Origin of the sequence: Rhodococcus sp. NPDC127527 (assembly GCF_042672245.1) — a bacterium.
Lineage (GTDB): Bacteria > Actinomycetota > Actinomycetes > Mycobacteriales > Mycobacteriaceae > Rhodococcus_G.
On the sequence record NZ_JBHXVP010000020.1, the window covers coordinates 37,506 to 63,834 of the forward strand.

At 70.6% G+C, this 26,329-nt stretch carries 23 protein-coding genes; 9 read left to right on the forward strand and 14 right to left on the reverse strand.

The genetic code is table 11. The features are described from left to right. The first annotated feature begins 34 nt into the window (after nt 1–34). On the forward strand, nt 35–565 hold the full coding sequence (locus tag ACFVH2_RS23355) for a MarR family winged helix-turn-helix transcriptional regulator (protein WP_378427444.1): 531 nt from the start codon (nt 35–37) through the stop codon (nt 563–565). A gap of 15 nt (nt 566–580) precedes the next feature. On the opposite strand, the gene ACFVH2_RS23360 is transcribed toward ACFVH2_RS23355, so the two are convergent. Next, the gene (locus ACFVH2_RS23360; RefSeq protein ID WP_378427446.1) at nt 581–1,153 is read right to left on the reverse strand and encodes a transglycosylase family protein; all 573 of its coding nucleotides are present in this window, start codon (nt 1,151–1,153) and stop codon (nt 581–583) included. A 367-nt stretch (nt 1,154–1,520) separates the two neighbouring features. Beyond that, the gene (locus ACFVH2_RS23365; RefSeq protein WP_378427448.1) at nt 1,521–2,210 is read right to left on the reverse strand and encodes a hypothetical protein; all 690 of its coding nucleotides are present in this window, start codon (nt 2,208–2,210) and stop codon (nt 1,521–1,523) included. A gap of 17 nt (nt 2,211–2,227) precedes the next feature. Here ACFVH2_RS23365 and ACFVH2_RS23370 point away from each other — a divergent pair, with 17 nt between their 5' ends. Then, a complete protein-coding gene (locus ACFVH2_RS23370) occupies nt 2,228–2,479 on the forward strand; it encodes a hypothetical protein (protein WP_378427450.1) in 252 nt (83 codons plus the stop codon). Nucleotides 2,480–2,500: 21 nt separating this feature from the next. Here the strand turns inward: ACFVH2_RS23370 and ACFVH2_RS23375 are convergent, their stop codons facing one another. Together ACFVH2_RS23375 and ACFVH2_RS23380 are read right to left on the reverse strand one after the other, a co-directional pair. Next, nucleotides 2,501–3,694, reverse strand: coding sequence for an aspartate aminotransferase family protein (locus ACFVH2_RS23375; protein ID WP_378427509.1), 1,194 nt, complete (start codon nt 3,692–3,694; stop codon nt 2,501–2,503). A 38-nt stretch (nt 3,695–3,732) separates the two neighbouring features. Further along, nucleotides 3,733–4,434, reverse strand: a complete 702-nt coding sequence (locus ACFVH2_RS23380; protein WP_378427452.1) for a Pr6Pr family membrane protein — start codon at nt 4,432–4,434, stop codon at nt 3,733–3,735. 73 nt (nt 4,435–4,507) lie between these two features. Here ACFVH2_RS23380 and hrpA point away from each other — a divergent pair, with 73 nt between their 5' ends. Further along, nucleotides 4,508–8,416 carry an ATP-dependent RNA helicase HrpA gene (hrpA, locus tag ACFVH2_RS23385; protein WP_378427454.1) on the forward strand — a complete coding sequence of 1,303 codons (3,909 nt, stop codon included), beginning with the start codon at nt 4,508–4,510 and terminating at the stop codon, nt 8,414–8,416. 53 nt (nt 8,417–8,469) lie between these two features. On the opposite strand, the gene nrdR is transcribed toward hrpA, so the two are convergent. Both nrdR and ACFVH2_RS23395 read right to left on the reverse strand, forming a co-directional pair. Then, a complete protein-coding gene (nrdR, locus tag ACFVH2_RS23390) occupies nt 8,470–8,958 on the reverse strand; it encodes a transcriptional regulator NrdR (RefSeq protein WP_378427455.1) in 489 nt (162 codons plus the stop codon). Nucleotides 8,959–9,066: 108 nt separating this feature from the next. Beyond that, nucleotides 9,067–9,543 carry a LysM peptidoglycan-binding domain-containing protein gene (locus ACFVH2_RS23395; RefSeq protein WP_378427457.1) on the reverse strand — a complete coding sequence of 159 codons (477 nt, stop codon included), beginning with the start codon at nt 9,541–9,543 and terminating at the stop codon, nt 9,067–9,069. 325 nt (nt 9,544–9,868) lie between these two features. Between ACFVH2_RS23395 and lexA the strand changes: the two genes are divergently transcribed. Further along, nucleotides 9,869–10,600, forward strand: coding sequence for a transcriptional repressor LexA (lexA, locus tag ACFVH2_RS23400; protein ID WP_378427459.1), 732 nt, complete (start codon nt 9,869–9,871; stop codon nt 10,598–10,600). A 64-nt stretch (nt 10,601–10,664) separates the two neighbouring features. On the opposite strand, the gene ACFVH2_RS23405 is transcribed toward lexA, so the two are convergent. Then, nucleotides 10,665–11,810, reverse strand: coding sequence for an acyl-CoA dehydrogenase family protein (locus ACFVH2_RS23405; protein ID WP_378427461.1), 1,146 nt, complete (start codon nt 11,808–11,810; stop codon nt 10,665–10,667). A 108-nt stretch (nt 11,811–11,918) separates the two neighbouring features. Beyond that, the gene (locus ACFVH2_RS23410; protein ID WP_378427462.1) at nt 11,919–13,208 is read right to left on the reverse strand and encodes a uracil-xanthine permease family protein; all 1,290 of its coding nucleotides are present in this window, start codon (nt 13,206–13,208) and stop codon (nt 11,919–11,921) included. A gap of 154 nt (nt 13,209–13,362) precedes the next feature. On the opposite strand from ACFVH2_RS23410, the gene ACFVH2_RS23415 reads away from it, so the two are divergent. Next, on the forward strand, nt 13,363–14,085 hold the full coding sequence (locus tag ACFVH2_RS23415; RefSeq protein ID WP_378427464.1) for a pyridoxamine 5'-phosphate oxidase family protein: 723 nt from the start codon (nt 13,363–13,365) through the stop codon (nt 14,083–14,085). 6 nt (nt 14,086–14,091) lie between these two features. Here ACFVH2_RS23415 and ACFVH2_RS23420 read toward each other — a convergent pair whose 3' ends face one another. Together ACFVH2_RS23420 and ACFVH2_RS23425 are read right to left on the reverse strand one after the other, a co-directional pair. Next, the gene (locus ACFVH2_RS23420) at nt 14,092–15,102 is read right to left on the reverse strand and encodes a PHP domain-containing protein (protein ID WP_378427466.1); all 1,011 of its coding nucleotides are present in this window, start codon (nt 15,100–15,102) and stop codon (nt 14,092–14,094) included. 48 nt (nt 15,103–15,150) lie between these two features. Further along, nucleotides 15,151–16,857: a phosphoenolpyruvate--protein phosphotransferase gene (locus ACFVH2_RS23425; RefSeq protein WP_378427468.1), complete on the reverse strand. Its 1,707-nt coding sequence runs from the start codon at nt 16,855–16,857 to the stop codon at nt 15,151–15,153. Between the two features lie 143 nt (nt 16,858–17,000). Between ACFVH2_RS23425 and ACFVH2_RS23430 the strand changes: the two genes are divergently transcribed. Genes ACFVH2_RS23430 through ACFVH2_RS23445 form a run of 4 tightly spaced genes read left to right on the forward strand, consistent with a single transcriptional unit; the run spans nt 17,001 to nt 21,102 of the window. After that, complete coding sequence (locus ACFVH2_RS23430; protein WP_378427470.1) at nt 17,001–17,762, forward strand: DeoR/GlpR family DNA-binding transcription regulator; 762 nt, start codon at nt 17,001–17,003, stop codon at nt 17,760–17,762. Then, nucleotides 17,759–18,769, forward strand: coding sequence for a 1-phosphofructokinase family hexose kinase (locus ACFVH2_RS23435; RefSeq protein WP_378427472.1), 1,011 nt, complete (start codon nt 17,759–17,761; stop codon nt 18,767–18,769). The genes ACFVH2_RS23430 and ACFVH2_RS23435 overlap by 4 nt, the downstream gene beginning before the upstream one ends. 9 nt (nt 18,770–18,778) lie before the next feature. Beyond that, nucleotides 18,779–20,812 (forward strand): fructose-specific PTS transporter subunit EIIC, encoded by a 2,034-nt coding sequence (locus tag ACFVH2_RS23440; RefSeq protein ID WP_378427473.1) that lies wholly within the window; start codon nt 18,779–18,781, stop codon nt 20,810–20,812. Nucleotides 20,813–20,844: 32 nt separating this feature from the next. After that, nucleotides 20,845–21,102: an HPr family phosphocarrier protein gene (locus ACFVH2_RS23445; RefSeq protein ID WP_378427475.1), complete on the forward strand. Its 258-nt coding sequence runs from the start codon at nt 20,845–20,847 to the stop codon at nt 21,100–21,102. Nucleotides 21,103–21,104: 2 nt separating this feature from the next. On the opposite strand, the gene ACFVH2_RS23450 is transcribed toward ACFVH2_RS23445, so the two are convergent. The 4 genes from ACFVH2_RS23450 to hflX form a co-directional block, all read right to left on the reverse strand. Next, nucleotides 21,105–22,433, reverse strand: a complete 1,329-nt coding sequence (locus tag ACFVH2_RS23450; RefSeq protein ID WP_378427477.1) for an alpha/beta hydrolase — start codon at nt 22,431–22,433, stop codon at nt 21,105–21,107. 93 nt (nt 22,434–22,526) lie between these two features. Beyond that, nucleotides 22,527–23,585: a beta-ketoacyl-ACP synthase 3 gene (locus tag ACFVH2_RS23455; RefSeq protein WP_378427479.1), complete on the reverse strand. Its 1,059-nt coding sequence runs from the start codon at nt 23,583–23,585 to the stop codon at nt 22,527–22,529. A 103-nt stretch (nt 23,586–23,688) separates the two neighbouring features. Continuing rightward, on the reverse strand, nt 23,689–24,837 hold the full coding sequence (locus ACFVH2_RS23460) for a hypothetical protein (RefSeq protein WP_378427481.1): 1,149 nt from the start codon (nt 24,835–24,837) through the stop codon (nt 23,689–23,691). A gap of 16 nt (nt 24,838–24,853) precedes the next feature. After that, nucleotides 24,854–26,320, reverse strand: coding sequence for a GTPase HflX (hflX, locus tag ACFVH2_RS23465; protein ID WP_378427483.1), 1,467 nt, complete (start codon nt 26,318–26,320; stop codon nt 24,854–24,856). Between the last annotated feature and the right edge of the window lie 9 nt (nt 26,321–26,329).

Sequence of the window (26,329 nt, forward strand, 5' to 3'; positions counted from 1 at the left end):
GATACTAGATCAATCGAGACAGTATGGTGTCGGGATGGGAATCGAGGATCACCGACCCGGCCAGTCCGCCGACGTGGTGCACCGGCTGCGCGCGCTGACGGTCGATCTGCACCTGCTCGGTGCGGAGTTCGCCCGAGCCAACGACCTGCACCCCACCGACATCCGCGCACTGATCTGCCTCCTCGACGCCGAGCGTCGAGACCACCCCGCGACTCCGGGGCTACTGCGGCAGGAACTCCGCCTCAACTCGGCATCCGTCACCGCGGTGATCGACCGCCTCGAACGGGCAGGACACGTCCGCCGCCAACGGGACCCCGGGGACCGGAGAAGGGTCTTGATCGAGGTCACTCCGGCGGCAGTCGAACTCGGGCAAGCCTTCTTCGGCCCGACTATCGCACGCGCGACTGCCGCCATCGACGGCTACAGCACTCACGAGATGCTCACGGTGCTCAGGTTTTTGACGGACATGCAGCACGCCGTCGAAACCACGCGAGGGGCCCCGGCGGCGAACAACTCGCCTCCAGGGCCCCTCGGCCGCGTGTCCCCCGAGGGGGACGGCACCTGAATTGATCAGACTCGGTCAGAGCGCGAGCGCCTGACCGGGGAAGATCAGGTCGATGTTCTGCACCTGCGAGGCCAGCTTCGACAGGTCGACGCCGTGGTCGGCGGCGATCTTCGAGAGGGTGTCGCCGAGCTGGACGACATAGGTCGACGCGCCGAGGGTCTGGACCGGCGCGGACGCGGCGACCTGCGAGGCGGCCTGCTGGACCGGCGTCTCGGCCGGGGCCTGCGCGACGGGCTCGGACACGTCCGAGGCGCCGGAGGTCAGGTACTGACCGCACACCGGCCACGCGCCGACGCCCTGGCCCGCGAGCACGTTCTCCGCGACACGGATCTGCTCGGCCTTGCTGGCGTTGCTGGCGCTGCCGGAGCCGCCGTAGGCGTTCCAGGTGCTCTGGGTGAACTGCAGGCCGCCGTAGAAGCCGTTGCCGGTGTTGGTGGACCAGTTGCCGCTGCTCTCGCAGTTCGCGACGCCGTCCCAGTTGTGGCCGGCCGCGGAGGCGGTCCCGGTGCTCATCGCGAAGGGAATGGCGACCAAAGCGCCGGTGGCGACGACGGCGCCGACGGCGCGCTTGATGGTGAAGCTGTTCATTCGGGTAGATCCTCTCCATTCCCGCCGGCATCCTGGAACTCGGGCGACGCTGTGCGTCGGCCGCGCTAGTGAATCCGTTCCGCTCCCGCCCCGAAGGATTTCGGGAGTCCGGACCGCGGGGCAGGATCGGGCGGTGGCGGGCCGGCGTGGCCCGGTCGTTTCGGGCCGAGGACGACCGTAGGCGATTGTCACGAGATGGTCACGGGGCGGCGTGTCGCCGAGACATTCCGTGACCGGCGACCTATTTACGGCGTCAACCCAGCGCACCGCGGCGATTCCCCGCGAACCGTACCTCGCGGTCTGCGTACAAAAGTGTGACGACCGACACGGCCGAAAAGTGGCCCCGGTCACCAGATAATGCGGGAGATCAGCCCCTCGGAGCGAGCCCAGCAGCCAGATCCGACTCGCTGAGCACTACCTCGATCTCGCCGCCCAGCCGAACGCCCTCGACCAACGGAAGGCGATCGCCACTCCAGAACCGCCCGGGGTCGTACCAGTTGGTCTTCCGGCGCTCGGTCAGCAGCCCCATCGCCTCGTACGTCCGAGCGACCACCTCGGCGCAGTACGCGCTCTCGAGCCCCGCGGCCTGCTCCGCGTCGCGCCGCGTACGCAGGGACGGAAGCCTGCCACCGAACCAGCGGGAGGCGAGTTTCGCGGTGGACGGGAACGGAGTCCCGTCCAGTCGCGCAATGGTGCGCATCAGCTCGTCCTCCTGGCCGCGGGTGACCGGGCGGTCGAGTTGCCGCAACCACCCGCGCTGGCCATACCTGGCGCCCCACACCTGCACGGCCGCCCGGAGGTCGTGCAGCTGCACCCCGCGCTGGAACCGGCCGGTCCACATGTCCTGCAACGAGTGCCCGAGTTCGGCGTGCCACATCAGCGGCGGCATGTCGTCGAGCACCACCGACATGCCCACGTGATTGACAGGACTGTTGGTCAGCGTCTGGATGGCCCGGTCGGCGCCGGAGTGTCCGCGGAAGATCCAGATGTCGCCGGTTCGGGTGGCGTCCACCGCCACGTCCAGGCTCACCTGCGATTCGTGCATCCGCCGACTCATGCACCTAGCCTAATTCCATGCGACTCAACGCCAGTGCACTGTGGAAGCTGGTCGGACTCGCCGGTGTGGTCGGCGTGGCCGCGACCGGCGCGCTGGCCGTCCGCGCCGACCGCAAACGCCGCGCGTACACCCCCGACGAGGTCCGCTCGCGGCTGCACGCACGATTCGCGCAGGCGACCACCGCCGCAGACGCGCCGAGGGTGGATCTCACTCCCGTGAAACCCACCCTCGTGCAACGCTTCTCGCGCCCGCTGCGACGCAGGCGTTGAAGGAGGCTGTGCGCGGAGCCCCTAGCCCAGCGCGGCGGCGATGCCCGCCGCCATCTCGGCGACCTGCTCGTCGGTCATCACGAAGGACGGCGAGATCTGCATCGCTCCGACACCCGCGGCGCGACCCGAGATGCCGTGCTCGCGCAGCGTCTTCACGAAGGGCAACGCCTCGGCCGGATCGGCCAGCTGGATCGCGGCGACCGCCCCGATCCCGCTGCGCACCTCCTGCACCCGCGGATGATCGGCCAGCGGCGAAAGGTGCTCGTGCAGCGAACGTTCCAGTCGCGCGGACTCGGCGAGCAGGTTCTCCCGCTCGAGGATGTCCAGGTTCGCCATGGCGGCGGCGGCCGCGCCGGCGTGGCCGCCGTAGGTGTAGCCGTGGCGCCACCAGACCCCGCCGGCGAAGAACGGCTCCGCCACCCGCGGCGCGATGAACACCGCACCCATCGGGACGTAGCCCGACGTCAGGCCCTTGGCGGTGGTGACCATGTCGGGCTGCAGGTCGAACCGCGTGGACGCGAACCAGGAGCCGCCGATCCGCCCGAAGCCGGTCACGACCTCGTCCACGACGAACAGGATGTCGTGGTCGCGGCAGATCTCCCGCACCTCGGTCAGGTAGCCCTCGGGCGGCAGGTAGATCCCGCCCGCGCCGATGATCGGCTCGCAGAAGAACGCTGCGATCGAATCGGCGCCCTCGCGCTCGATCAGCTCGAGCAGGCTCTTGGCGTTGTCCCACTCCACCGTCCGCGCGTCCGGCATCAGCTCGCCGTACCCCTCCCGGTTGACCGGGATGCCGGCCAGCGCGGTGCCCGCGACGTGCATGCCGTGGTAGGCCTTCTGCCGGCCGACCACGATCTTCTTGCCCGGCTTGCCCATCTCGTGCCAGTAGCGGCGGGCCAGTTTCGCGGCGGAGTCCACCGAGTCCGACCCACCGGAGGTGAAGAAGATCTTGCTGCCGGGCACCGGGGCGATGGCGGCGAGCCGCTCGGCCAGCGCGAGGGTGGTCTCGGGGGCGAAGTCGCCGAAGTTGGAGAAGTGCGCGATGGTCGACAACTGCTTGGCGACGGCATCGGCGATCTCGGTGCGGCCGTGCCCGACGTTGGTGAACCACAGCCCGGCGGTCGCGTCGAGATAGCGGGTGCCCTGCTCGTCCCAGATGTAGGCGCCCTCACCGCGGCTGACGACGAACGGACCGTCGCCGCTCACCGCGCCCATGTCCGCAAATCCGTGCCACAGTGCCTGGCTGTTCGTGCTCACGCCTCGACCTCGCTCTCGCCGCTCTCGATCTCGTCCGGTGTCAACGGACGCTTGTCGCTACCGTATCGCCAGCGCCGGGCGAGCCTGCCCGCGGCATTGACCGCCAGCGCCATGAGCACGAACGCGACCAGGAGAACGACCAGCCCGATCGCCATCTGCAGGTAGCCCTGGGTACGGGGATCGATGAACGGGTACGGGTACCAGTCGACGACGGGACCCCGGGTGAGGGTGTACACGCCGTACACGAGCGGGAACCACAGCCAGGTGACGGCCTGCCGGTCGGTGATCCGCACCCGGGGTGGATTGAGCACCCAGTCCGCCAGCAGGACGAGGGGTAGATACCGGTGCATCGTGTCGTTGATCCACTTGTCGTTCAAGGTGACGTCGATGTTCGCGAGCAGAACCGCGTAGATGATTCCCGTGATGACCATGTAGAGCGTGGCGGCACCGCGGAAGAGCTGCCACCGGGTGGACTGCGGGTCGACGAGTCCGCCGACGAGCAGGGCGACGACCCCGAGCACATTGCTCAGCACCGTGAAGTAGCTGAAGTAGTTCGACGTGGAGAAGGAGTCGACGTCGATGTTCCGCAAGGGGATCCACGCGAGTGCGACGATCCCGAAGATCGCGATTGCAACGCGCAGTGCGCGATAGATCGGAGGGGTGTGGGCGCGAACCGCGGTCTGGGTGATAGCCGTCACCCGCAGATGTTCGCACGCGGTGGGCTCGGCCAGCGGTATTTGGGTGGCGACGCTTCGGTACCCTGGACCGAGCATGTCCACCACATCATCGGCCGATCTGCCCGCCGTCGACCGGCGCGAGCTCAAGCGACGGCTCACCGACCTCACCCTCCGCGACGAGCACCGGCTCCGACGACGGCTGGACCGCGCCAGGACGCCCGAGGACCTCGCCGCCGTCGCCGCGGAACTGCCCCGCGCGCAGGCGCGGATCGCCACGCGCCGAGCGCAGGTCCCGACGACGAGCTACCCGGAGGCACTGCCGGTCAGTGCCCGCCGCGACGACATCGCCGCCGCCATCGAATCGCACCAGGTCGTGATCGTCGCCGGCGAGACGGGTTCCGGCAAGACCACCCAGATCCCCAAGATCTGCCTCGACCTCGGCCGCGGCGTCCGCGGACTGATCGGGCACACCCAGCCGCGTCGACTCGCCGCCCGGACGGTCGCCGAGCGGATCGCCGAGGAGCTCGACACCCCGCTCGGCGAGAGCGTCGGCTACACGGTCCGCTTCACCGACCAGGTATCCGACGGCACCCTGGTCAAGCTCATGACCGACGGCATCCTGCTCGCCGAGATCCAGCGCGACCGACTGCTCCGCCGCTACGACACCCTGATCATCGACGAGGCGCACGAGCGCAGCCTCAACATCGACTTCATCCTCGGGTACCTCAAGCAGCTGCTGCCCCGTCGACCCGACCTCAAGGTGATCATCACCTCGGCCACGATCGATCCGGAACGCTTCGCCGAACACTTCGCCGTCGACGGGGTGCCCGCGCCGATCGTCGAGGTGTCGGGCCGCACCTTCCCCGTGGAGATGCGGTACCGGCCGCTGACCGTGCACGTCGGAGAGCAGACCTTCGACCGCGACCCCGTCGACGCCGTCGGCGAGGCGGTCGAGGAACTGCTCGCGGCAGGCGACGGCGACATCCTGGTGTTCCTGTCCGGTGAACGCGAGATCCGCGACACCGCAGACGCGTTGCACGAACGCAAGATTCGCGGGCTCGACATACTGCCGCTGTACGCGCGACTGTCCGCCGCCGAGCAGCACCGAGTGTTCGAGAAGCACACCGGCCGGCGAGTGGTGCTGTCCACCAACGTCGCCGAGACCTCCCTGACCGTGCCCGGCATCCGCTACGTGATCGACCCCGGCACCGCCCGCATCTCCCGGTACTCGGTGCGCACCAAGGTGCAACGGCTGCCGATCGAGGAGATCTCGCAGGCCTCTGCCCGCCAGCGCGCGGGACGCTGCGGCCGCGTCGCCGACGGCATCTGCATCCGGCTGTACTCGGAGGAGGACTTCGAGTCGCGACCGGAGTTCACCGAACCGGAGATCCTGCGCACCAACCTGGCCTCGGTGGTACTGCAGATGACCGCACTCGGCCTCGGCGACATCGCCGCCTTCCCGTTCGTGCAGCCGCCCGACCCGCGGGCCGTGCGCGACGGCGTCGCCCTGCTCGAGGAACTCGGCGCGATCGAGCCCGCGGGCAAGGACGGCGTCGCCGAACTGACCGCCGTCGGACGCGAGCTCGCCCAACTGCCGGTGGACCCACGGATGGCCCGGATGCTCGCGCACGCGCACGCCACCGGCTGCCTGCGCGAGACGCTCGTCATCGTCTCGGCACTGTCCATCCAGGACGTCCGCGAGCGGCCCGCCGAACACCAGCAGGCCGCCGACGAGAAGCACGCCCGCTTCGCCACCCCGGGCTCGGACTTCCTCGCCTACCTGAAGCTGTGGGACTACCTGCGCGAGCAGCGCCGGGAGCTGTCGTCGAACCAGTTCCGGAAGATGTGCAAGACCGAGTTCCTGCACTGGCTGCGGATCCGGGAATGGCAGGACCTGCACGGCCAGCTCGCACAGATCACCCGGAGTCTCGGCTGGAGCGTGGCCGACACGGACGCCGCACCGGACTCGGTCCACCAGGCGCTGCTGTCGGGACTGCTCTCGCACATCGGCCTGCGCGAGGGCGACAAGCGCGACTTCCTCGGCGCCCGCGGTGCCCGGTTCGCGGTCTTCCCCGGCTCCTCGCTGTTCAAGAAGCCGCCGCGCTGGGTGATGGCCGCCGAACTCGTGGAGACCTCCCGGCTGTGGGGCCGGATGGCGGCGGGCATCGAACCCGAGTGGGCCGAGAAGCTCGCCCCGCACCTGGTCAAACGGACGTACTCGGAGCCGCACTGGTCGACCAAGCGCGCCTGCGCGATGGCGTACGAGCGGGTGACGCTCTACGGCATCCCACTGGTCGCCAAGCGGGCGGTCACCTACAGTGCCATCGATCCGGAGGCCTCCCGCGAGCTGTTCATCCGCCACGCGCTGGTGCAGGGCGAATGGCAGACCCAGCACCAGTTCTTCCACCGCAACCGGGCACTGCTCGACGACGTCGAGGAGATGGAGACCCGCGCCCGCCGCCGCGACATCCTCGTCGACGACGAGACCCTGTACGAGTTCTACGACCAGCGGGTCGGCGCGGAGGCGGTGTCCGCCAGGCACTTCGACACCTGGTGGAAGAAGGCCCGACGGGCCGATCCGGAGCTGCTGACGTTCACCGCCGCGCAGGTCGTGAACCCGGACGCGGCCGGCGTGCTGGGCGGGGACTACCCGAACACCTGGCGCCAGGGCGACATCTCGTTCCCGCTGACCTACCAGTTCGAGCCGGGCACCGAGGACGACGGCGTGACCGCACGGATTCCGGTCGCGGTGCTGGCCCAGCTGCGCTCCGTCGGGTTCGACTGGCTGGTGCCGGGCATGCGCGAGGAGTTGGTCACCGCACTGATCAAGTCGCTGCCGAAGTCGCTGCGGCGCACCGTGGTTCCGGCACCCGACTTCGCGAAGGCGGCACTGTCGGTGGTCAAGCCGCGCACCGAACCGCTCACCGTGGCGATGGCACGCGAGCTCACCCGGATGGCGGGAACCCCGATCGCGCCCGCCGACTTCGACCCCTCGGCGCTGCCCGAACACCTGCGGATGACCTTCGTCGCGGTCGATCCCGGCGGGAAGGTCCTCGGCCGCAACAAGAGCCTCGACGCGCTGCGGGCCCAGCAGTCCTCGCGGGTCGCCGCGGCTGTGTCCAAGGCGACCTCGACCACCGAGCGCCCCGCCGCGACGGTGTGGACCTCCGAGACCCTCGGCTCGCTGCCGGAGTCGGTCTCGCGCAACCTCGGCGGGCAGAAGGTCGTCGGGTATCCGGCCCTGGTCGCGGAGCCGGGCGGCGTCGCCGTGCGGGTGCTCAGCACACCGGCGCAGCAGCGGCGGGCGATGCGCGAGGGCACCCGTGCGCTGCTGCTGCGCGCGATCCCGACGCCGACGAAGTCCGCCGTCGGCGGGCTCGGCACCCGGGACCGGTTGGCGCTGAGCCAGAATCCGCACGGCAGCGTCGAGGCCCTGGTCGAGGACTGCCGCGCGTGCGCGGTCGACGAACTGATGGATGCGCACGGCGGTCCGTCCCGTACCCCCGAGGGATACGAGAAGCTGCAGGCCGCGGTGCGTGCCGATCTCCCCCGACAGGTCGCGGTCCTGGTGCGTCTGGTGGTTCCCGTGCTGGCGCGCACCCAGCAGTTGCGGGTCCTGCTCGACCGGACCGGTGGCGAGGCCGCGGACGACGTGCGTGAGCAGTTGGACTCGCTGGTGTACCCGGGATTCGTCGCGGACACGGGCTCATCGCGCCTGCGCGAGTTGCCCCGCTACCTCGACGCCGCGATCAAGCGACTCGAAGCCCTGCCCGGCTCGGCGATGCGCGACCGGCAGTCACTGACCGTGCTCGACGGCGTCTACGAGGACTACGGACGGCTGCTCTCCCGGCTCGACGAGCGGCGGCACCACGACCCCGACGTGGACGCCGTGCGCTGGATGATCGAGGAACTGCGGGTCGGGCTGTTCGCACAGTCGCTGGGCACCCCGTATCCGGTGTCGGACAAGCGGGTTCGCAAGGCGATCGCGGCCATCACCCGGTAGGGCGTCACTCGGCAGACGTTCACCCGGTACGCGTCTGCCCGGCGGGCCGCCCGTCAGGCGGGGTTGTCGCCTCGTGCCTCCGCGGCGGCGACGTCCTCGCGGTGCACGCGCAGGTCCTTGATCTCCCGTTCGAAGTCCTCCGCGGAGCTGAACGAGCGGTACACCGAGGCGAACCGGAGGTAGGCGACCTCGTCGAGGTCACGAAGCGGACCCAGGATCGCCAGGCCGACCTCGTTGCTGGGGATCTCCGCGGACCCGCCGGCACGGACCGTCTCCTCGACCTTCTGGGCGAGCTTGTAGAGCGAGTCGTCGTCCACCGACCGACCCTGGCAGGCACGCCGCACCCCGCGGACCACCTTCTCGCGGCTGAACGGCTCGGTGACACCGCTGCGCTTGACCACCGACAACACGGCGGTCTCAACGGTGGTGAAACGCCGACCGCACTCGGGACAGGATCGCCGGCGGCGAATCGCCTGACCCTCGTCTGCCTCCCTGGAGTCAACGACGCGCGAATCTGGATGCCGGCAGAACGGGCAATGCATGGCGAGTCCTTCGTCTGAACCGAGGTGCCCGACTAGTCCACTGGATGTGGCGGGGCCAACAAGGTTCGAGAATACCGCCGCGCGACGCGCCGCTGCGCGTATCCCCACTCAGCCCACCGGCACCACGAGCGATTGACCCGGCTGCAGCCCGGCGCCACCGAGGGCATTGAGGTCGACGATCCGCTCGACCACCTGGCTGACGGGGTACTCCGGCGCAACCCGAGCAGCGATCTCGCTCAGCGACTCGCCCCCGCGCACCTGCACGACCTCGGTGCGGCCGGGAACGGCCTGCGGGTTCGAGCGCAACTGCGCGACTCCGAGCAGGCCGACCACGACCAGCGCCGTTAGCAGCACCCCGACGACCGTCGATCCGAATCCGCCGTCGCGCCGCTCCACCCCGTGCGGGGCACGCGAGACCGCGATCCGCGCCCGGCCGTACTCGAGCGGCCTGCCGCCGGGCCTGCGATCGGCCACCTGCCGTCGGACCGGCCGCAGGTCGCCGACCCGCTGCGACGCCATCCGCCGACGCTCCACCTCGTCGCGACCGCCGGAGTACGCGTAGCCACTGTCCATCGCAACGCTCATCAGAACCTCCTCGATGTTCCCGGGAGTCGGTGCTCGCGGGGAGCACTCCCGACTCCCGGATACCTGCCAAGTCCGGGTGTTCGATCAGGCGTTCGAAAGAACGCATGTTCGATTTCTACCACGCCGGTCCGACAAAGTCTCGTGTTGCGCCGACTTGCGTCGAACAGATGTTTGATACGCACGGGTTTTCGAGCTAGATTCGTGGAAGAAGCCACACCAGTCACACCAGCAGCACCGGACAACCCAGCCAGCAACCAGACAGCGCATTCGACGACGCGGCGTCCGACCACCGCGGCGCGTGTGAAGAGACCTCAGGAGGCTCTCCATGAAGGACGACAGCTCCAGCGACGACTCGGCGGCCGTTCGCGGCACCGCCGACCTCACGGCGGGGCTCACGGATCGACAGCGCCGGGTCCTGGACGTGATCCGCGCGTCGGTCAGCGAACGCGGGTACCCGCCGAGCATCCGCGAGATCGGCGACGCCGTCGGACTGACGTCGACCTCGTCGGTGGCTCACCAGTTGCGCACCCTCGAACGGAAGGGCTTCCTGCGCCGCGACCCCAATCGTCCTCGCGCCGTGGACGTTCGCGGCCTCGACGACGGCGTGGCCGCCGCGGACACCGAGGCCGGTTTCGAGCAGGCTGCTGCCGCGGGCGCGGACACCACGGACAGTCAGCTTCCGAAGCCGACCTTCGTGCCGGTCCTGGGCCGGATCGCGGCGGGCGGACCGATCCTCGCCGAGGAGGCCGTCGAAGACGTGTTCCCGCTCCCCCGCGAACTCGTCGGCCAGGGGTCGCTGTTCCTGCTCAAGGTCGTCGGCCAGTCGATGATCGACGCGGCCATCTGCGACGGCGACTGGGTGGTCGTGCGCCAGCAGTCCGTCGCCGACAACGGCGACATCGTCGCCGCCATGATCGACGGGGAGGCGACGGTGAAGACCTTCAAGCGGACCAAGGGCGAGGTCTGGCTGATGCCGCACAACCCGGTGTTCGAACCCATCCCGGGCAACGACGCAGCGATCCTCGGCAAGGTCGTCACGGTGATCCGCAAGATCTGAGCGGGCCGGGCACACGAAACGGGCCGCGGCGGGATTTCCGCGGCGGCCCGTTCGCACGTCTCGGTCAGCCGAGGTTCAGGCCCCGGCCGATGATCTCCTTCATGATCTCCGTGGTGCCGCCGTAGATCGTCTGAACACGAGAGTCCATGTAGGCCTTGGCGATCGGGTACTCGCGCATGTAGCCGTAGCCGCCGTGCAGCTGCAGGCACCGGTCGATCAGCTTGACCTGCTGCTCGGTGGTCCACCACTTGGCCATGGCGGCCTCCTGGACGGTGAGCTTCCCGTCGTTGAGCTGTTCGATGAACTTGTCCACCATGATCCGCACCGCGGTGGTCTCGGTCGCCAGCTCGGCGAGCACGAAACGGGTGTTCTGGAAGCTGCCGATCGACTTGCCGAACGCCTTCCGGTCGCGGCAGTACTGGATCGTCATGTCCAGGCAGGACTCCATCGCGGCGGCCGCGACGACGGCGATCGACATGCGCTCCTGCGGCAGGTTCTGCATCAGGTAGATGAAGCCCATGCCCTCCTCGCCGAGGAGGTTCTTGCCGGGCACCCGGACGTCGGTGAAGCTCAGTTCCGCGGTGTCCTGCGCCTTGAGGCCGATCTTGTCGAGGTTGCGGCCGCGTTCGAAGCCCTCCATGCCCCGCTCGACGACGAGCAGCGAGAAGCCCTGCGCACCCTTCTCGGGATCGGTGCACGCCACCACGACCACCAGGTCGGCGTTGATGCCGTTGGTGATGAAGGTCTTGGAGCCGTTGAGGATCCAGTCGTCGCCGTCCTTGACCGCCCGCGTCTTGATGTTCTGCAGGTCGGAGCCGGTGCCGGGCTCGGTCATCGCGATGGCGGTGATGATCTCGCCCGAGCAGAACCCGGGCAGCCAGCGCTGCTTCTGCTCCTCGTCGGCCAACTTGAGCAGGTACGGCGCGACCACGTCGTTGTGCAGCATGAATCCGACACCGCTGAAGCCACCGCGGGTGGTCTCCTCGGTGATGACGGCGTTGTAGCGGAAGTCCTCGACCCCGCCGCCGCCGTACTCCTCCGGCACGGCCATGCCGAGGAAGCCCTGCGCACCCGCCTTCTTCCAGACCTCGCGATCGACGATGTTCGCCTCTTCCCACTTGTCGTGGTTGGGGGCGACCTCCTGCTCGAGGAACTTGCGGTAGGACTCACGGAAGAGAAGGTGTTCGGGCTCGAAAATCGTGCGTTCCATCAATGCTCCTGTGTGATCGACGTACCTGCTTTCACGCTATGCCGCAGCGCTGGAGCGGTGTATGACCCGAACGATCGCAAAGTGTGACCCGGCGCGCACCGGGGAGCGTCACCTGCGCAGTCGTGCCAGCGCCCGCATCAGCGGGTACCCGACCAGGATCCCGACCGAGCCCCACGCGATGCCGCCGAGTTCGACGGAACCGACGGCGAGCGTGAGGTTGCCGATGCCGGCGACGATCGCGGCGGCCACCACGGTCAGGTTCACCGGGTCGGTGAAGTCGACCTTCGCCTCGGTCCAGATCCGAACCCCGAGAATGCCGATCAGGCCGTAGAGCACGAGCGTCGCGCCACCGATGACGCCGTCCGGCACGGTGAACACCAGTGCGCCGAACTTCGGCGAGAACGCCAGCACGATCGCCGTCGCGGCGGCGACCCAGTAGGCGGCGGTCGAGTACACCCGCGTCGCCGCCATGACGCCGATGTTCTCCGCATAGGTGGTGGTGCCGGAGCCGCCGCCTGCCCCCGCGAGGGTGGTCGCGAGCCCGTCCGCGAACAGCGCGTCGCCCGCGACGTCGTCGAGCGAACGCCCGGTCATCGCCGCGACCGCCTTGACGTGGCCGACGTTCTCCGCGATCAGCACGATCACGACCGGAAGCGCGAGCGCGATGGCCGACCACTGGAACGTCGGACCGCGCAGGTGCGGCACCCCGATCCACGCGGCCTCGCGCAACGCGTCGAGGCGGTCGGTGGCCAGTGCCCCGGTGACGGCGGCGAACACCCAGCCGACCACCACGCCGACCAGGATGCCGAGGCGTCCGAGCAGCCCGGGACCGACGGCGGTGACGACGAGGATCGCGACCAGGGTCACCGCGGCGACCAGGGGCTGCGCCTCGAACGACCCGACCGCCGCCGGAGCCAGGTTCAACCCGATCAGCATGACGACGGCGCCGGTCACGACCGGCGGCATCACCGCGTCGAGCACCCGGGCCCCGGCGAGTTTGACCAGGACACCCACGAGCATCAGGACGACACCGACCGCGAGGACCGCGCCGAGCTGCGCCGCCGGGCCGTCCGCCGCGGACGCGGTGAGCGGGGCGATGAACGCGAACGACGAGCCGAGGTAGCTCGGCACCCGGCCGCGGGTGATCAGGAGGAACAGCACGGTCCCGATGCCGGAGAACAGCAACGTGGTGGTGACCGGGAAGCCGGTGATGGTCGGGACCAGCAGCGTGGCCCCGAACATGGCGATCACGTGCTGCATGCCGATTCCGACGGTGCGGGGCCAGCTCAGCCGTTCCTCGGGGGCCACCACGGCGCCGTCGGCGATCGCCTTGCCGTTGCCGTGCAGGACCCAGCCGAACCCGGCGGCCTTGGTTGCGGTCGTCTCTCGCTTCGTCACGGAGGCTCATGGTAGGCCGTGGCGAGGGTTCTCGACCCGCCGACGTGGTCGCACCGGGTGCGTGGGCAGGATCCGCTGCGGCGTACCGGCCACCCGGCTAGCGTTACCGCATCGTCCGACCAAGGCGGGCGTGTCCCAAGTGCATAGGAGTCCCATGACAATTCGTGACACCGTGGGGAGTGTCGGCGAACATGAGCTGCAGGACGAGTACGGAACCACCGAGCGCGCGGCCCGGTTCTACTCGGATCAGGTTCTCGCCCACCTGAATCCGACGATGATCAACTTCGCGAGCAGGCAGGAGATGGCGTTCGTCGCGACCGCCGACTCCCGCGGCGAGTGCGACTCGACGTTCCGGGCGGGCGCCCCCGGTTTCATGCACGTCATCGATCCGCACACCCTCGCCTATCCCGAGTACCGTGGCAACGGCGTGATGGCCAGCCTCGGCAACATTCGGGAGAACCCACACGTCGGGATCCTCATGATCGACTTCGTCCACGATCTGATCGGCCTGCACGTCAACGGGACCGCCCGGATCGTCGAGGACGGCGACCTGCGCGCGCAGGTGCCGGACCTGCCCGAGGACCACGGCACCGGCCGCACGCCCGAACGCTGGGTGGTGGTGGATGTGGAGGAGGCGTACATCCACTGCCGCAAGCACATTCCGCAGATGGCGCCGGTGGCGCGCAACCGGTCCTGGGGCACCGACGACGTCCGCCGCAAGGGCGGGGACTACTTCGACGCCAAGGCGACGCCGCGCACGGTACCCGCCCGGCCGAAGAAGACGGTGAAAGCGAAGCAGCCCGCGCCACGCAAGGCCAGGAAGCCCAGGAGGGCCGCGACGCGGGTCCCGCCCGAACAGGTCATGGCCGAGCCGTAGCCAGGGCTACTCGCGCGTCCAGGCGAGCAGTTCGTCGACCGGCCAGGTGTTGATCACCCGGTCCGCCGGAACACCGGAGGCCTGGGCCCGTTCGCAGCCGTAACCCTGGAAGTCGAGCTGGCCCGGTGCGTGCGCGTCGGTGTCGATGGAGAACAGCACACCGCGTTCGAGGGCCGTCGCGATCAGCCGGGCAGGCGGGTCGCGGCGTTCGGGTCTGCTGTTGATCTCGACGGCGGTGCCGAACTGCTTGCATGCCTCGAACACGACCTCGGCGTTGAACGCCGACTCCGGCCGCGTCCCGCGCCTGCCCTCCACGAGCCGGCCGGTGCAGTGACCCAGCACGTCCACGTTCGGGTCCGCCACCGCCCGCACCATCCGTCGGGTCATCGCATCGGACTCCATCGCGAGCTTGGAATGCACACTGGCGACGACGATGTCGAGCTCGGCGAGCAGGCCGGGATCCTGATCCAGCGTTCCGTCGTCGAGGATGTCGACCTCGATCCCGGTGAGGATGCGGAACGGCGCGAGCTCGGAGTTCAGTTCCGCGACGACGTCGAGCTGGCGGCGCAACCGCTCGGCGGACAGCCCGTTGGCGACCGTCAGCCGCGGGGAATGATCGGTCAGGGCGCAGTACTCGTGCCCGATCAGCGCCGCGCGCCGCATCATCTCGGCGATCGGACTGCCGCCGTCCGACCAGTCCGAGTGGGTGTGCAGGTCCCCGCGCAGCGCGGCCAGCAGTTCGCGGCCGCCCTCCCCGATCCGCTGGGCCTTCGACTTGACCTCGGTCAGGTACGCGGGCACCTCCCCGGCCCAGGCCTGCGCGATGACCGCGGCGGTCTTGGGCCCGACTCCGCTGAGCGCCGTCCAGGTGTCGGTCCGCCCGAGCCGATCGCGCTGCTCCGGCGAGAGCGCCTCGACGACGTCGGCGGCCCGTCGATACGCCTTGACCCGGTGGGTTTCGGCGCGGGCACGCTCGAGCCAGAAGGCGATCTCGCGCAACGCCTCGACCGGGTCCATGGCTTCATCGTGGGCCATCACGCCGGGCCGTGCCACCGCATCGGGCCGCTACCCGCGCAGAATCTCCGCCGCCCGCGTTCGCGCGGTGTGCGGATCCGCCGCTCCCAGCGCCGCGTCCGCCGCGCGGCGGCAGGCGTCCAGGTCGACCTCGGACAGTGCGCTCCCGGTGGCCGCGATCGCCGATGCCGCCATGGACAACGAGGCGACGCCGACACCCGCCAACACGCACGCGAGCAGCGGGTCGGCCGCCGCCTCGCCGCACACCCCGACGGCCTTGCCCGCCCGGGACCCGTCGGCGACCGTGCGGGCCACCAACGCCAGGACCGCCGGCTGCCACGGGTCGGTCAGCGCCGCCAGCGGCGCCGACAACCGATCCGCGGCCATCGTGTACTGGGTCAGGTCGTTGGTCCCGAGCGACAGGAAGTCGACGTGCTCGAGGATCCGGTCGGCCATCAGGGCCGCGGCCGGGATCTCCACCATCACACCGGGCACCAGGGACCGGGCCCGGGCAGCGGTCGCGAACTCGGCGGCCTCCGCTGCCGTCGCGATCATCGGGGCCATCACCAGCACCGACGCCGGGCTGTCCAGTGCGGCCAGCGCGATGGCGTCGAGCTGCCGGTCCAGGATCCCGGGGTTCGCCGCGGCGATCCGGTAGCCGCGCACGCCCAGGGCCGGGTTGGGTTCGTCGACCGGCCCGGCGAAGCGCAACGGCTTGTCCGATCCGGCGTCGAGGGTCCGCACCACGACCTTGCCGCCGGCGAACGCGTCGAACACCTCGCGATAGATCAGGGCCTGCTCCTCCACGGTCGGTTCGGTGTCCCGGTCCAGGAACGCCAGCTCGGTCCGCAGCAACCCGACTCCCTCGGCCGCCGACGACGCCGCGGCACGGGCGCTCGCGCCGTCCTGCACGTTCGCCAGCACCGCCACCGGGTGGCCGTCGCGGGTGCGTCCGGGGCCCGTCCACGACTCGGTTCGGCGTCGGACCTCCGCGGCGTGGGCGGCTGCGGCAACCGCCCGTTCGGGTGCGGGCTCGACCTCCACGAGTCCGGCCTCGCCGTCGACCAGCACCACCGCGCCCGGCTCGACCGCGTCCAGTCCGGCGACGGCCACCACGCAGGGAATGCCGAGCTGGCGAGCGATGATCGCGGTGTGGCTGGTCGGACCGCCGAGTGTGGTCGCGATGGCGAGGACCCGGGCCGGATCGAGGACGGCCGTGTCGGCCGGAGCGAGGTCCGTCGCCAGCAGCACCGACGGGACCTCCGGAGTGGGGATGCCCGGCTCGGGCGCGCCGGCGAGTTCGGCCAGCACCCGGTCCCGCACGTCCAGCAGGTCTGTCACCCGCTCTGCCATCAGCCCGCCCAGCTTGGTGAATGCAGCGACGAACTGCTCGGTCGCCGCGGCGACCGCGGACTCGGCGCGCTCGCCCCCGTCGACCAACGACCCGGCCGCGCCCAGCCACCCGCGGTCCGTAGCCATCGCCGCGGTGGCGCGCAACACCTCGGCGCCCGCCCCGGCGACCGCGTCGGCGCGCGCCAGCAGCCGGGTGGACACCGTTTCGGCGGCCGCCAGGAATCGTTCCTTCTCCGCCGGACGGTCGGCCGCGGGCAGGTCGGCGCGCCGAGCGGGGACCGGCGGTCGCGCGCCGGGCCTGATCACCGGCCCGTACCCGGCTCCGGGTACCACGGGCGTCCCCGCGAGCACCCCCGGACGGCCGTCCACCTGCGGCGTTGCATCGCCCACGTTGGATCCCGACATGCTCACTCCTCGGTTCGAACCCACGCTGCCTCCCGCATCACTCGACACAGGCACTGTGCCGAGGATTACTCGAAACCCTTGACATGTCAACACACTCAGGCGTAAAACAACATAAATCAACATTTATTCGGGCAGGAGGCCACATGTACGCGGAAGAGCGGCAACAGGCGATCGCGGGCCTGATCGGCCAGCGCGGTCGCGTCTCGGTCACCGACCTGGCGGACGCCTACCAGGTGACCACCGAGACGGTCCGACGCGATCTCGCTGCTCTCGACCGACTCGGACTCATCCGCCGGGTCCACGGCGGGGCGGTCTCCGCGTCCGCGATCACCATCGGCGAAACGGGTCTCGGCGAGCGCGAACACAGCCACGCGCAGGCCAAGGACCGGATCGCCGCTGCCGCCCTGGCCTACCTGCCCGGCCAGGGCGGCAGCATCGCCCTCGACGCGGGCACCACCACGGTCCGGATGGCGCCACTGCTGCCCACCGACCGGGACCTGACGGTCGTCACGAACTCGATTCCGATCGCCGCGAGGTGCGCCGGCCAACACAGCCTGCAGGTGCTCGGCGGCCGAGTCCGCGGCGTCACCCAGGCGGTGGTCGGCGACCAGGCCGTCACGACTCTGGCCGGCCTGCGGGTGGACGTCGCGTTCCTCGGCACCAACGCCCTGACCGCCGGACACGGGCTGTCCACGCCCGACCTCGACGAAGCGGCCGTCAAGCGGGCGATGGTGCGCTGCGCGAACCTCGTGGTCGTGGTGACCGATTCGAGCAAGATCGGACGTGAGGACCTGGTGAGCTTCGCGCCGCTCGACGGCGTCGACGTCCTGGTCACCGACGCGGACCTCGAACCGCGAGACCGTGCCGAGTTCGAGGGCCACGGCGTCGAGGTGGTCGTCGCATGATTCTCACCCTGACTGCGAACCCGAGCCTGGACTGCACCGTCGACTTGGCCGAGCCGCTCGAGCGTGGATCGGTGCATCGCGCCACCGCAACCACCAGCGACCCCGGCGGCAAGGGCGTCAACGTGGCCAGGGTGGTCGCCGGAGCGCACTGCCCCACCGCCACGATCCTGCCCGCCCCCGCCGACGACCCCCTGGTCACCGCTCTGGTCGACCGCGGCGTCCACCACTACCTCGTGCCCACCACGGCCGCGGTCCGGAGCAACCTCACCATCACCGAACCCGACGGCACCACCACCAAGATCAACGAGCCCGGGCACCCGCTCGACGGGGCACAGCTGGACGCGATGGCGCGGTTGCTCGCCGAGCACGCCGTCAGCGCACGCTGGGTGGCACTGTGCGGCTCGCTCCCACCCGGAGTGCCGGACGACTGGTACGGCCGTCTCGTTCGAGAACTGTGGCCACTGCCGTGCGCGGTCGCAGTCGACACCTCCGACGTCCCGCTGCGCGCCCTCGCCGCGGGCTTCCCCGCCACCGCACCCGACCTGCTCAAGCCGAATGCCGAGGAACTCGGCCAGCTGACCGGCTTCGACCCGGCCGCACTCGAGGCGGCCGCCGCCGGCGGCGACCCGAGCCTCGCCGTGCTGGCCGCACGGTCCCTGGTGGACCGCGGCGTCGGCGCGGTGCTCGCCACCCTCGGCTCCGCCGGGGCCGTCCTCGTGACCGCGGACGGCGCCTGGTTCGCCGACGCTCCGGCGATCACACCGCGCAGCACCGTCGGCGCGGGCGACGCCGCTCTCGCCGGCTACCTCCTCGCCGAGGTCGCCGGCGACGACCCGTCACGCCGACTCCAGCTCGCGGTGGCGTACGGCACCGCCGCCGCCGGACTGCCCGGCACCGAACTGCCGCGCCCGCACCAGATCGACCGCGATTCGGTGACCGTCACCGCCCTTCCCACCGACACCGCAGCCCCGACCCCCGCGGTCTCCGACCCTGCACCACAGCACTGAGGACCCGACATGTCCACTCCCACAGCCGATTCCGCGGCGATCATCACCCCCGACCTGATCTGCCTGGATGCCGATCTGGGCGCCGACTCCGCGGTGGTGATCGAAGCCCTCGCGGAACGACTCGCCAGTGCCGGTCGCGCCACCGACCCTGCCGCGTTGCGCGACGCCGCGCTGGCCCGCGAGGCCCAGTCGGCCACCGGACTGCCCGGCGGAATCGCCATCCCGCACTGCCGCTCCGATGCCGTGACCCTCGCTTCCCTCGGTTTCGCCCGACTGGCCCCGAAGGTCGACTTCGGTGCGCCCGACGGCCCCGCCGACCTGGTCTTCCTCATCGCCGCACCCGAGGGTGCGGGCGCCGAGCACATGAAGTTGCTCTCCGGTCTGGCGCGGGCGCTCGTGCGGCCCGAGTTCGTGGCGTCGCTGCGCGCCGCGCCCGACGCGAACGCGGTGGTCGCACTCGTGCACGGGGCGCTCGGTCTCGAGGCGCCAGGACCCGTCGCGCCTGCGGCCGAGCCCGCCGCCACCGCGACACCGTCGGACGTCGCACCGGTGGCGGGGCAGCGCTACCTGGTCGCTGTCACCGCCTGCCCGACCGGCATCGCCCACACCTACATGGCGGCCGACTCGCTGGTCGCCGCCGGCGACCGTGCCTCGGTGCCGGTGCGCGTCGAGACCCAGGGCTCGAGCGGCGGCACACCCCTGAGCCCCGACGTCATCGCGGGCGCGGCCGCCGTCATCTTCGCCACCGACGTCGGGGTCAAGGGCCGGGAACGCTTCGCCGGCAAGCCGGTGGTCGCATCCGGCGTCAAACGCGCCATCAACGAGCCCGACACCATGGTCGGCGAGGCGATCCACGCGGCCGACGACCCCGCCGCGGCTCGCGTGGCAGGCGCGGCCGGGACCGCAGAACCCGCGACGGGATCATCCGACGTCGGCTGGGGCACCCGCCTGCGGCAGATCCTGCTGACCGGCGTGAGCTACATGATCCCGTTCGTCGCCGCCGGCGGCTTGCTCATCGCGCTCGGCTTCCTGTTCGGGGGGTACGAGATCGCGGGCGGCGCGAAGGACGTCGTCCTCGACCACTCGCTGTGGAACCTGCCCGACAGCGGGCTCGGCGCGTACGTGGGCGCGGTGCTCTTCCAGATCGGGTCGCTCTCGTTCAGCTTCCTCGTCCCGGCACTTGCCGGCTTCATCGCTTTCGCCATCGCCGACCGGCCCGGCCTCGCACCGGGTTTCACCGCGGGCGCGGTCGCGGTCTTCGTGGGAGCCGGGTTCATCGGCGGCCTGGTCGGCGGCATCATCGCCGGTTTCGCGGCGCTGTGGATCGGCCGGATCCGGGTGCCGCAGGTATTGCGTGGCCTGATGCCGGTGGTGGTCATCCCACTGTTCGCCACCCTGGCCGTCGGCGCGCTGATGTTCATGGTGCTCGGGCGTCCGTTGGCCATGATCACCAGCGGGCTGACCAACTGGCTGGGCGGGCTCTCCGGCAGCTCCGTCATCGCGCTCGGCATCATCCTCGGCCTGATGATGTGCTTCGACCTCGGCGGTCCGGTGAACAAGGCCGCCTACGCGTTCGCGGTCGCCGGACTCAACGTCAACGATCCCGCGACCCTGCGGATCATGGCCGCGGTGATGGCCGCGGGCATGGTGCCGCCGCTCGCGATGGCGCTGGCCTCGACGGTGCGGCCCGGCCTGTTCAGCGAGGCCGAGCGCGAGAACGGCAAGGCCGCCTGGTTCCTCGGCGCCGCCTTCATCTCCGAGGGCGCGATCCCGTTCGCCGCCGCCGACCCGCTCCGGGTGATCCCGTCGATGATGGCGGGCGGTGCCGTGACCGGCGCACTGGTCATGGCCACCGACGTCACCCTCAGCGCCCCGCACGGCGGCCTGTTCGTGCTCTTCGCGATCGGCAACATCGGCTGGTTCCTGATCTCGATCGTCGCGGGCACGGTCGTGGCCGCGGCCTCGGTCGTCCTCACCAAACAGTTCGTCCACGGCCGCACCGCCCCGGTACCCGACGAGGACCTCGTCCCCGCCGCCGCGTGAACGCACCAACCCACCGAAGAAAGGCCCACACCATGCCCAGCACCACCGTCGCAGTCGGATCGTCGATCGGACTGCACGCCCGCCCCGCCGCCGTCATCGCGGACGCGGTCGGCTCCTGTGGAGTTCCCGTCACCCTCTCGGTCGCGGGCGGCGAGCCCGTCGACGCCGGATCGGCGTTGATGATCATGACCCTCGGCGCCGGTCAGGGCGTCGAGGTCACCGTGAGCAGCGACGACCCCGCCGCGGTGGAAACGGTGGCCAAACTGGTCGCCGCCGACCTGGACGCCTGAGGCTACGGCGCGAGCAGTCCGGTCCGCCGGGCGAGCCAGTCGAGCTCGCCTGCCAGTCCCGGACCCCACACCTGACCGCTGTGGCCGCCCTGCAGCTCGTAGTACCGCACCTGCATGCCGGCCGCGCGTGCCGCGTCGTACATCCGTCGCTGCTGCGGTCGGTACTCGTCGTCCTCGGCGCCGACCACGAAGACCCCTGACACCCCCGTGCGCGGGTGCCGGATGAGCACCTCGCGGGCGCTGACCGCGGCGAACGCGGACTCGTCGCCGCCGAAGGTCGCGGCGACCGTGGCGGCGTGGTCGCCGAGCGACGGCTCGTCCTGACCGGACATGTCCAGGAACGTCGGATACACGTCGGGATGATTGGTGGACAACTGGACCGCGCAGGTACCGCCGTACGAGTACCCGCCGATCGCCCGGGCCTGCGGGGCGCCGTCGACCTGCAGGTGGCTCGCGACCCACGCGGGGACGTCCACGGCCAGGTAGGTGTCCACGTTCCCGAGACGCGAGTCCAGGCACAGGGGAACCGCGTCGGTAGCCCCGAGCGCGTCCGGGACCACCACGACCGGGGCCAGCCCGTCGTGTGCCGCGGCGAAGGCGCTGACGGTCTCGGCCAGGCCGTTGCCCAGCCAGTCGTCGGGCTGACCGGGATTGCCCGCGACCAGCACCAGCACCGGGAGCAGCGGTCGCGGCGAGTCGAGGTACGCGGGCGGCAGATAGACCAGCGCCGGCCGCGCCGTGAAACCCGACGCCGTGCCGGGAATCTCGGCGTGCGTGAGCATTCCGTCCGGTGTGTGGCGCATCGGGGGCTGCCACGCCGCGGCGGTCGGCGACCCGATCTGCACCCGCGACTGCGGACCGGGCACCTGGTCGAAGTCGGCCAGTCGCGCGGTCGGCGGCGGCCGGTGTCCGGCCAGCGCGCCGACGGTCGGGTACCGGCCCACGTCCCGGTTCACCACGCCGGCCGCGGACACCCAGAGCGCGCTCGCCGCGAGCACCGCCGCGATCGCCCGTCGACGGCCCGGTCCGCGAGCCGCCACGGCCACCGCGGCGAACACCGCCGACAGGGCCACCGACACCACCATCGCGTCACGTCCCGACATCTGGACCGGCAGCGGGCGATAAGCCGCCCACAGCACGACCACCGCACCGACGGTCGCCGCGCAGCCCGCTGCCGCGACGATCGCCACCGCCCGCAACGACATTCGGCCGACGGCGGACGCCAGGCCGACGACTCCCAGCACGCCGACCACCACCATCGCCACCACCGCCGACCTGCCGGTGACCGACAGGTGGGATGCAGAGGTCAGGAGGTGGTGGACGGACGACACCGGGTCAGTATCACGGGCCGACCCGCACCCAACCCAATCGGATACCCGTCGGCCGCCCCCGATACGGGTTGGACACTGCGCAGTCCCTCGAGGTCAGAAGCTGGTTTCGACCGGCGCCGGCGGCAACGTGACGACCTGTCCGGCGTAGCTCAGCCCGGCGCCGAAGCCGAGCAGCAGCGCGAGCTGCCCACCCTTCGCCTTGCCGGACACCAGCATCTCCTCCATGGCGAGCGGAATCGACGCGGCCGACGTGTTGCCGGTGTTCTCGATGTCGTTGGCCACCGGCACATGCTCGCCGAGCCCGAGGTTCTTCTTCATCAGGTCGTTGATCCGGGCGTTGGCCTGGTGTGGCACGAACACCTCGATGTCCTCGATCGCGACACCGGACTCCGTCAGGATGGAGCCGAGGGCCTTCGGCAGGGTGATCGCCGCCCACCGGAAGACCCGGGGGCCTTCCATGTTGACGACCATGCGGCCGATCGGCTCCGCGTCGACGCCGTCGCTCTGCAGGGCCTGCGCCCGGTCCATGTACTCGGGAATGTCGTAGTTCTGGCTGATCGCCCCGGCGTTCTCACCGTCGCTGCCCCACACCGTCGGCGAGATGCCGTTCCGCTCGCTGGGCCCGACCACCACCGCGCCCGCCCCGTCGCCGAAGATGAAGGCGGTGTTGCGATCGGTCGGTTCCATCACGACGGACATGGTCTCGACTCCGATGACCAACACGTACTTGGCGGACCCGGACCGGACCATGTCGGTGGCCACGCCGAGACCGTAGCCGAAGCCGCCGCAGCCGGACGCGAGGTCGAACGCGGCGATGCCGTTGATGCCCAGTTCGTGCGCCACCTGGGGGGCGCCGTGCGGGATCTTGGTCTTCCAGCTTCCCGTCGCCAGGATGAGTGCGCCGATCTGTTCCTTGTCGATGCCGCTGTTCCTGATCGCGCGTTCGGCCGCCGCGACGGCCATCGACTTGGCGGTCTCGTCGCCGCTGATCCAACGACGGTTGCGGATCCCACTGCGGTCGTAGATCCACTCGTCGGTGGAGTCGAGGACCTCGCACACCTCGGCGTTGCTGACAATGCGCTTGGGGCGGTAGGCACCGATACCGAGCAGCGACACGTTCTCGTGCCCCTTCTTGACCGCAATAGTGAACATCTGATCCAAGCCCTTCGCAGCAGTGAGATGTGCCGGTATTCCATCCGACGACGAATCGGCATGGAGCCTACCGATCGGATCGCCTCGAACTGGCCGGTTCGATCTACAGGGTGTCCTTGCGCGACCGCCGCCAGACCGCGGCGCCACCGACCGCGACCGCGCCCAGACCCGCGCCCGCCGCCACGACCGTCCCCGCGCCGACGGAGTCGGCCTTCGCCGCCGCATCGACGACGGGGGCCGGCAACTGGACGAGTCCGGTGGCGCCGCGCAGGATCTCGATCGGCGGCAGCGGCCCACCGTTGGCCTCGGACGCACTGAGCAGGTCCCCGTTCGGGGTGAACGCGATCGCCTCGCCCTGCGGCTGGTTCGGCATCGGGACCCGGACCGGTGTCGTCCCGGTCAGGGCCGCGGCGATGTCACCGTCGGGCGCCGGGTAGAGGTAGACGTCGGTGTAGGTCCGCACCGCGACGACCCGGCCGTCGGCACTGACCGCACCGCCGGTGACCAGGATCGACCCCGCCACCGGCATCGGGCTGCCGGGGGTGTCGGTGGGCGCGTAGGCGATCTGCCCGATGCGCTGCAGCGGTGCCGGGCCCGGGCCGAGCTGGTCCAGGGTGGCGCCGTTCGCCGGGCGGTAGATGCCGCTGGCCGCGAGGACCTCCTTGGTGACGATCACCGGCCGCCCGTCGCGGCCGACCAGCAGCGTCTCCGCGTCGTGCGGGCCGTCCGGGTAGGTGAGCAGGTGCATCGAGCCGGCGCCGGTGACGGGGTCCAGGTCGGTCAGCGACACCTGCTGGCGGATCCTGTTGTTGTCGCCGGTGTCCGAGAGCCAGAGCCGACCGCCGGACATCGCCATGTCCTCGACGTCGACCGGGGTCGGCGGCACCGCCACCGTGCCGGTGACCCGGCACTGGTCGTCGAGCACCCACACCTCGTCGTCGGTGCCGCTGTCACCGATGGCGTAGATCCTGTCGCCGGTCGACACCAGTCCGGAGAGCTCGGCGAGCCCGGGATCGGTTGGCGTGCAGAGCGTCTCGAAGCGCGCGTCCGACGCCACCGAACCCGACGAAGAGCCGGCGGAGCCGGTGGAACCACTCGACCCCGGCACGGCGCCGGCCGGGGCCGCAGTCACCACGGCCGACCCGACCACCGCCAACGCGAGTACCGCGATCCGGCTACGCATCCGCGCGCCCGGCAGATCCGACCGCGGTGCCCGCGGCGTCGACACAGGCGGCAGCGCCGGTTCCGTCATGTCCGTTCCCGTCCGGTCAGGCGCTGTGTCGGTACTCCCGGAGTGCGGAGGCCAGCGCCTCCGGCACCTTCGCGCGCACCAGTGTGCCTTCCGGTTCGTGGGAAGACCCGAGAATTCGCCCATCGGCGTGGATTCGGGCCATCAGGTCCCCGCGGGTGTACGGGACCAGGGCGGTCAACTCCACCTCCGGCGCCTTCACGATCTCCGCCAGCGTCTCGCGCAGTTCGGCGATGCCCTCCCCGGTGCGCGCGGACACGAATACCGCGCCGGGCAGCAGGCCCCGCAGCTGGGTCAGGGTGACCGGGTCCGCGGCGTCGATCTTGTTGACCACCAACAGTTCTGGCGGTGCCGGGGCGTCGGTCTCGCGCAGGACTTCGGTGATCACCTCGCGCACGGCCTTGATCTGGTCGGTCGGCAGCGGGTCGGATCCGTCCACGACGTGCACCAACAGGTCCGCGTCGGTGACCTCCTCGAGCGTCGACCGGAACGCCTCGACCAACTGGGTCGGCAGGTGCCGGACGAACCCGACGGTGTCGGTGAGCACGTACTGTCGCCCGTCCTCGAACTCCGCCTTGCGAGTGGTCGGGTCCAGGGTGGCGAACAGCGCGTTCTGCACCAGCACGCCCGCACCGGTGAGCGAGTTGAGCAGGCTCGACTTGCCCGCGTTGGTGTAGCCGACGATCGCGACCGACGGCACCTCGCTGCGCAGCCGCCGCGTGCGCTTGGTGTCGCGGGCGCCCTTCATCTCCTTGATCTCGCGACGCAGCTTGGCCATCCGCTCGCGGATCCGGCGCCGGTCGGTCTCGATCTTCGTCTCGCCCGGCCCGCGCGTTCCCACGCCGCCGTCCTTGCCCGCGCGACCACCGGCCTGCCGGGACATCGACTCACCCCAGCCGCGCAGCCGGGGCAGCATGTACTGCATCTGGGCCAGCGCGACCTGTGCCTTGCCCTCGCTGGAGGTGGCGTGCTGGGCGAAGATGTCGAGGATCAGGGCGGTGCGGTCGATGACCTTGACCTTGACCACCTTCTCCAGCGCATTGAGCTGGGCCGGCGTCAACTCGCCGTCGGCGATGACGGTGTCGGCGCCGGTCGCGAGCACGACGTCCCGCAGTTCGTTGGCCTTGCCGGAACCGATGTAGGTGGCGGCGTCGGGTTTGTCGCGTCGCTGCACGAGCCCCTCGAGCACCTCCGAACCCGCGGTCTCCGCGAGGGCCGCGAGCTCGGCCATGCTGGCCTCCGCCTGCGCCGCGGTCCCGGAGGTCCAGACGCCGACCAGCACCACACGCTCCAGGCGCAGCTGCCGGTACTCGACCTCGGTGACGTCGGTCAGTTCGGTGGACAGCCCGGCGACGCGGCGCAGCGCGCTGCGGTCGTCGAGCTGCATCTCGCCGATCGAGGGGTCGTGCCCGTGATGTTCGTCGAAGTGATCGGCCTCGTGCTCGTCGAAGCCGTGGGTGTCGGTCTTGCCGCGTGTGTTCGTCATACAACGCCC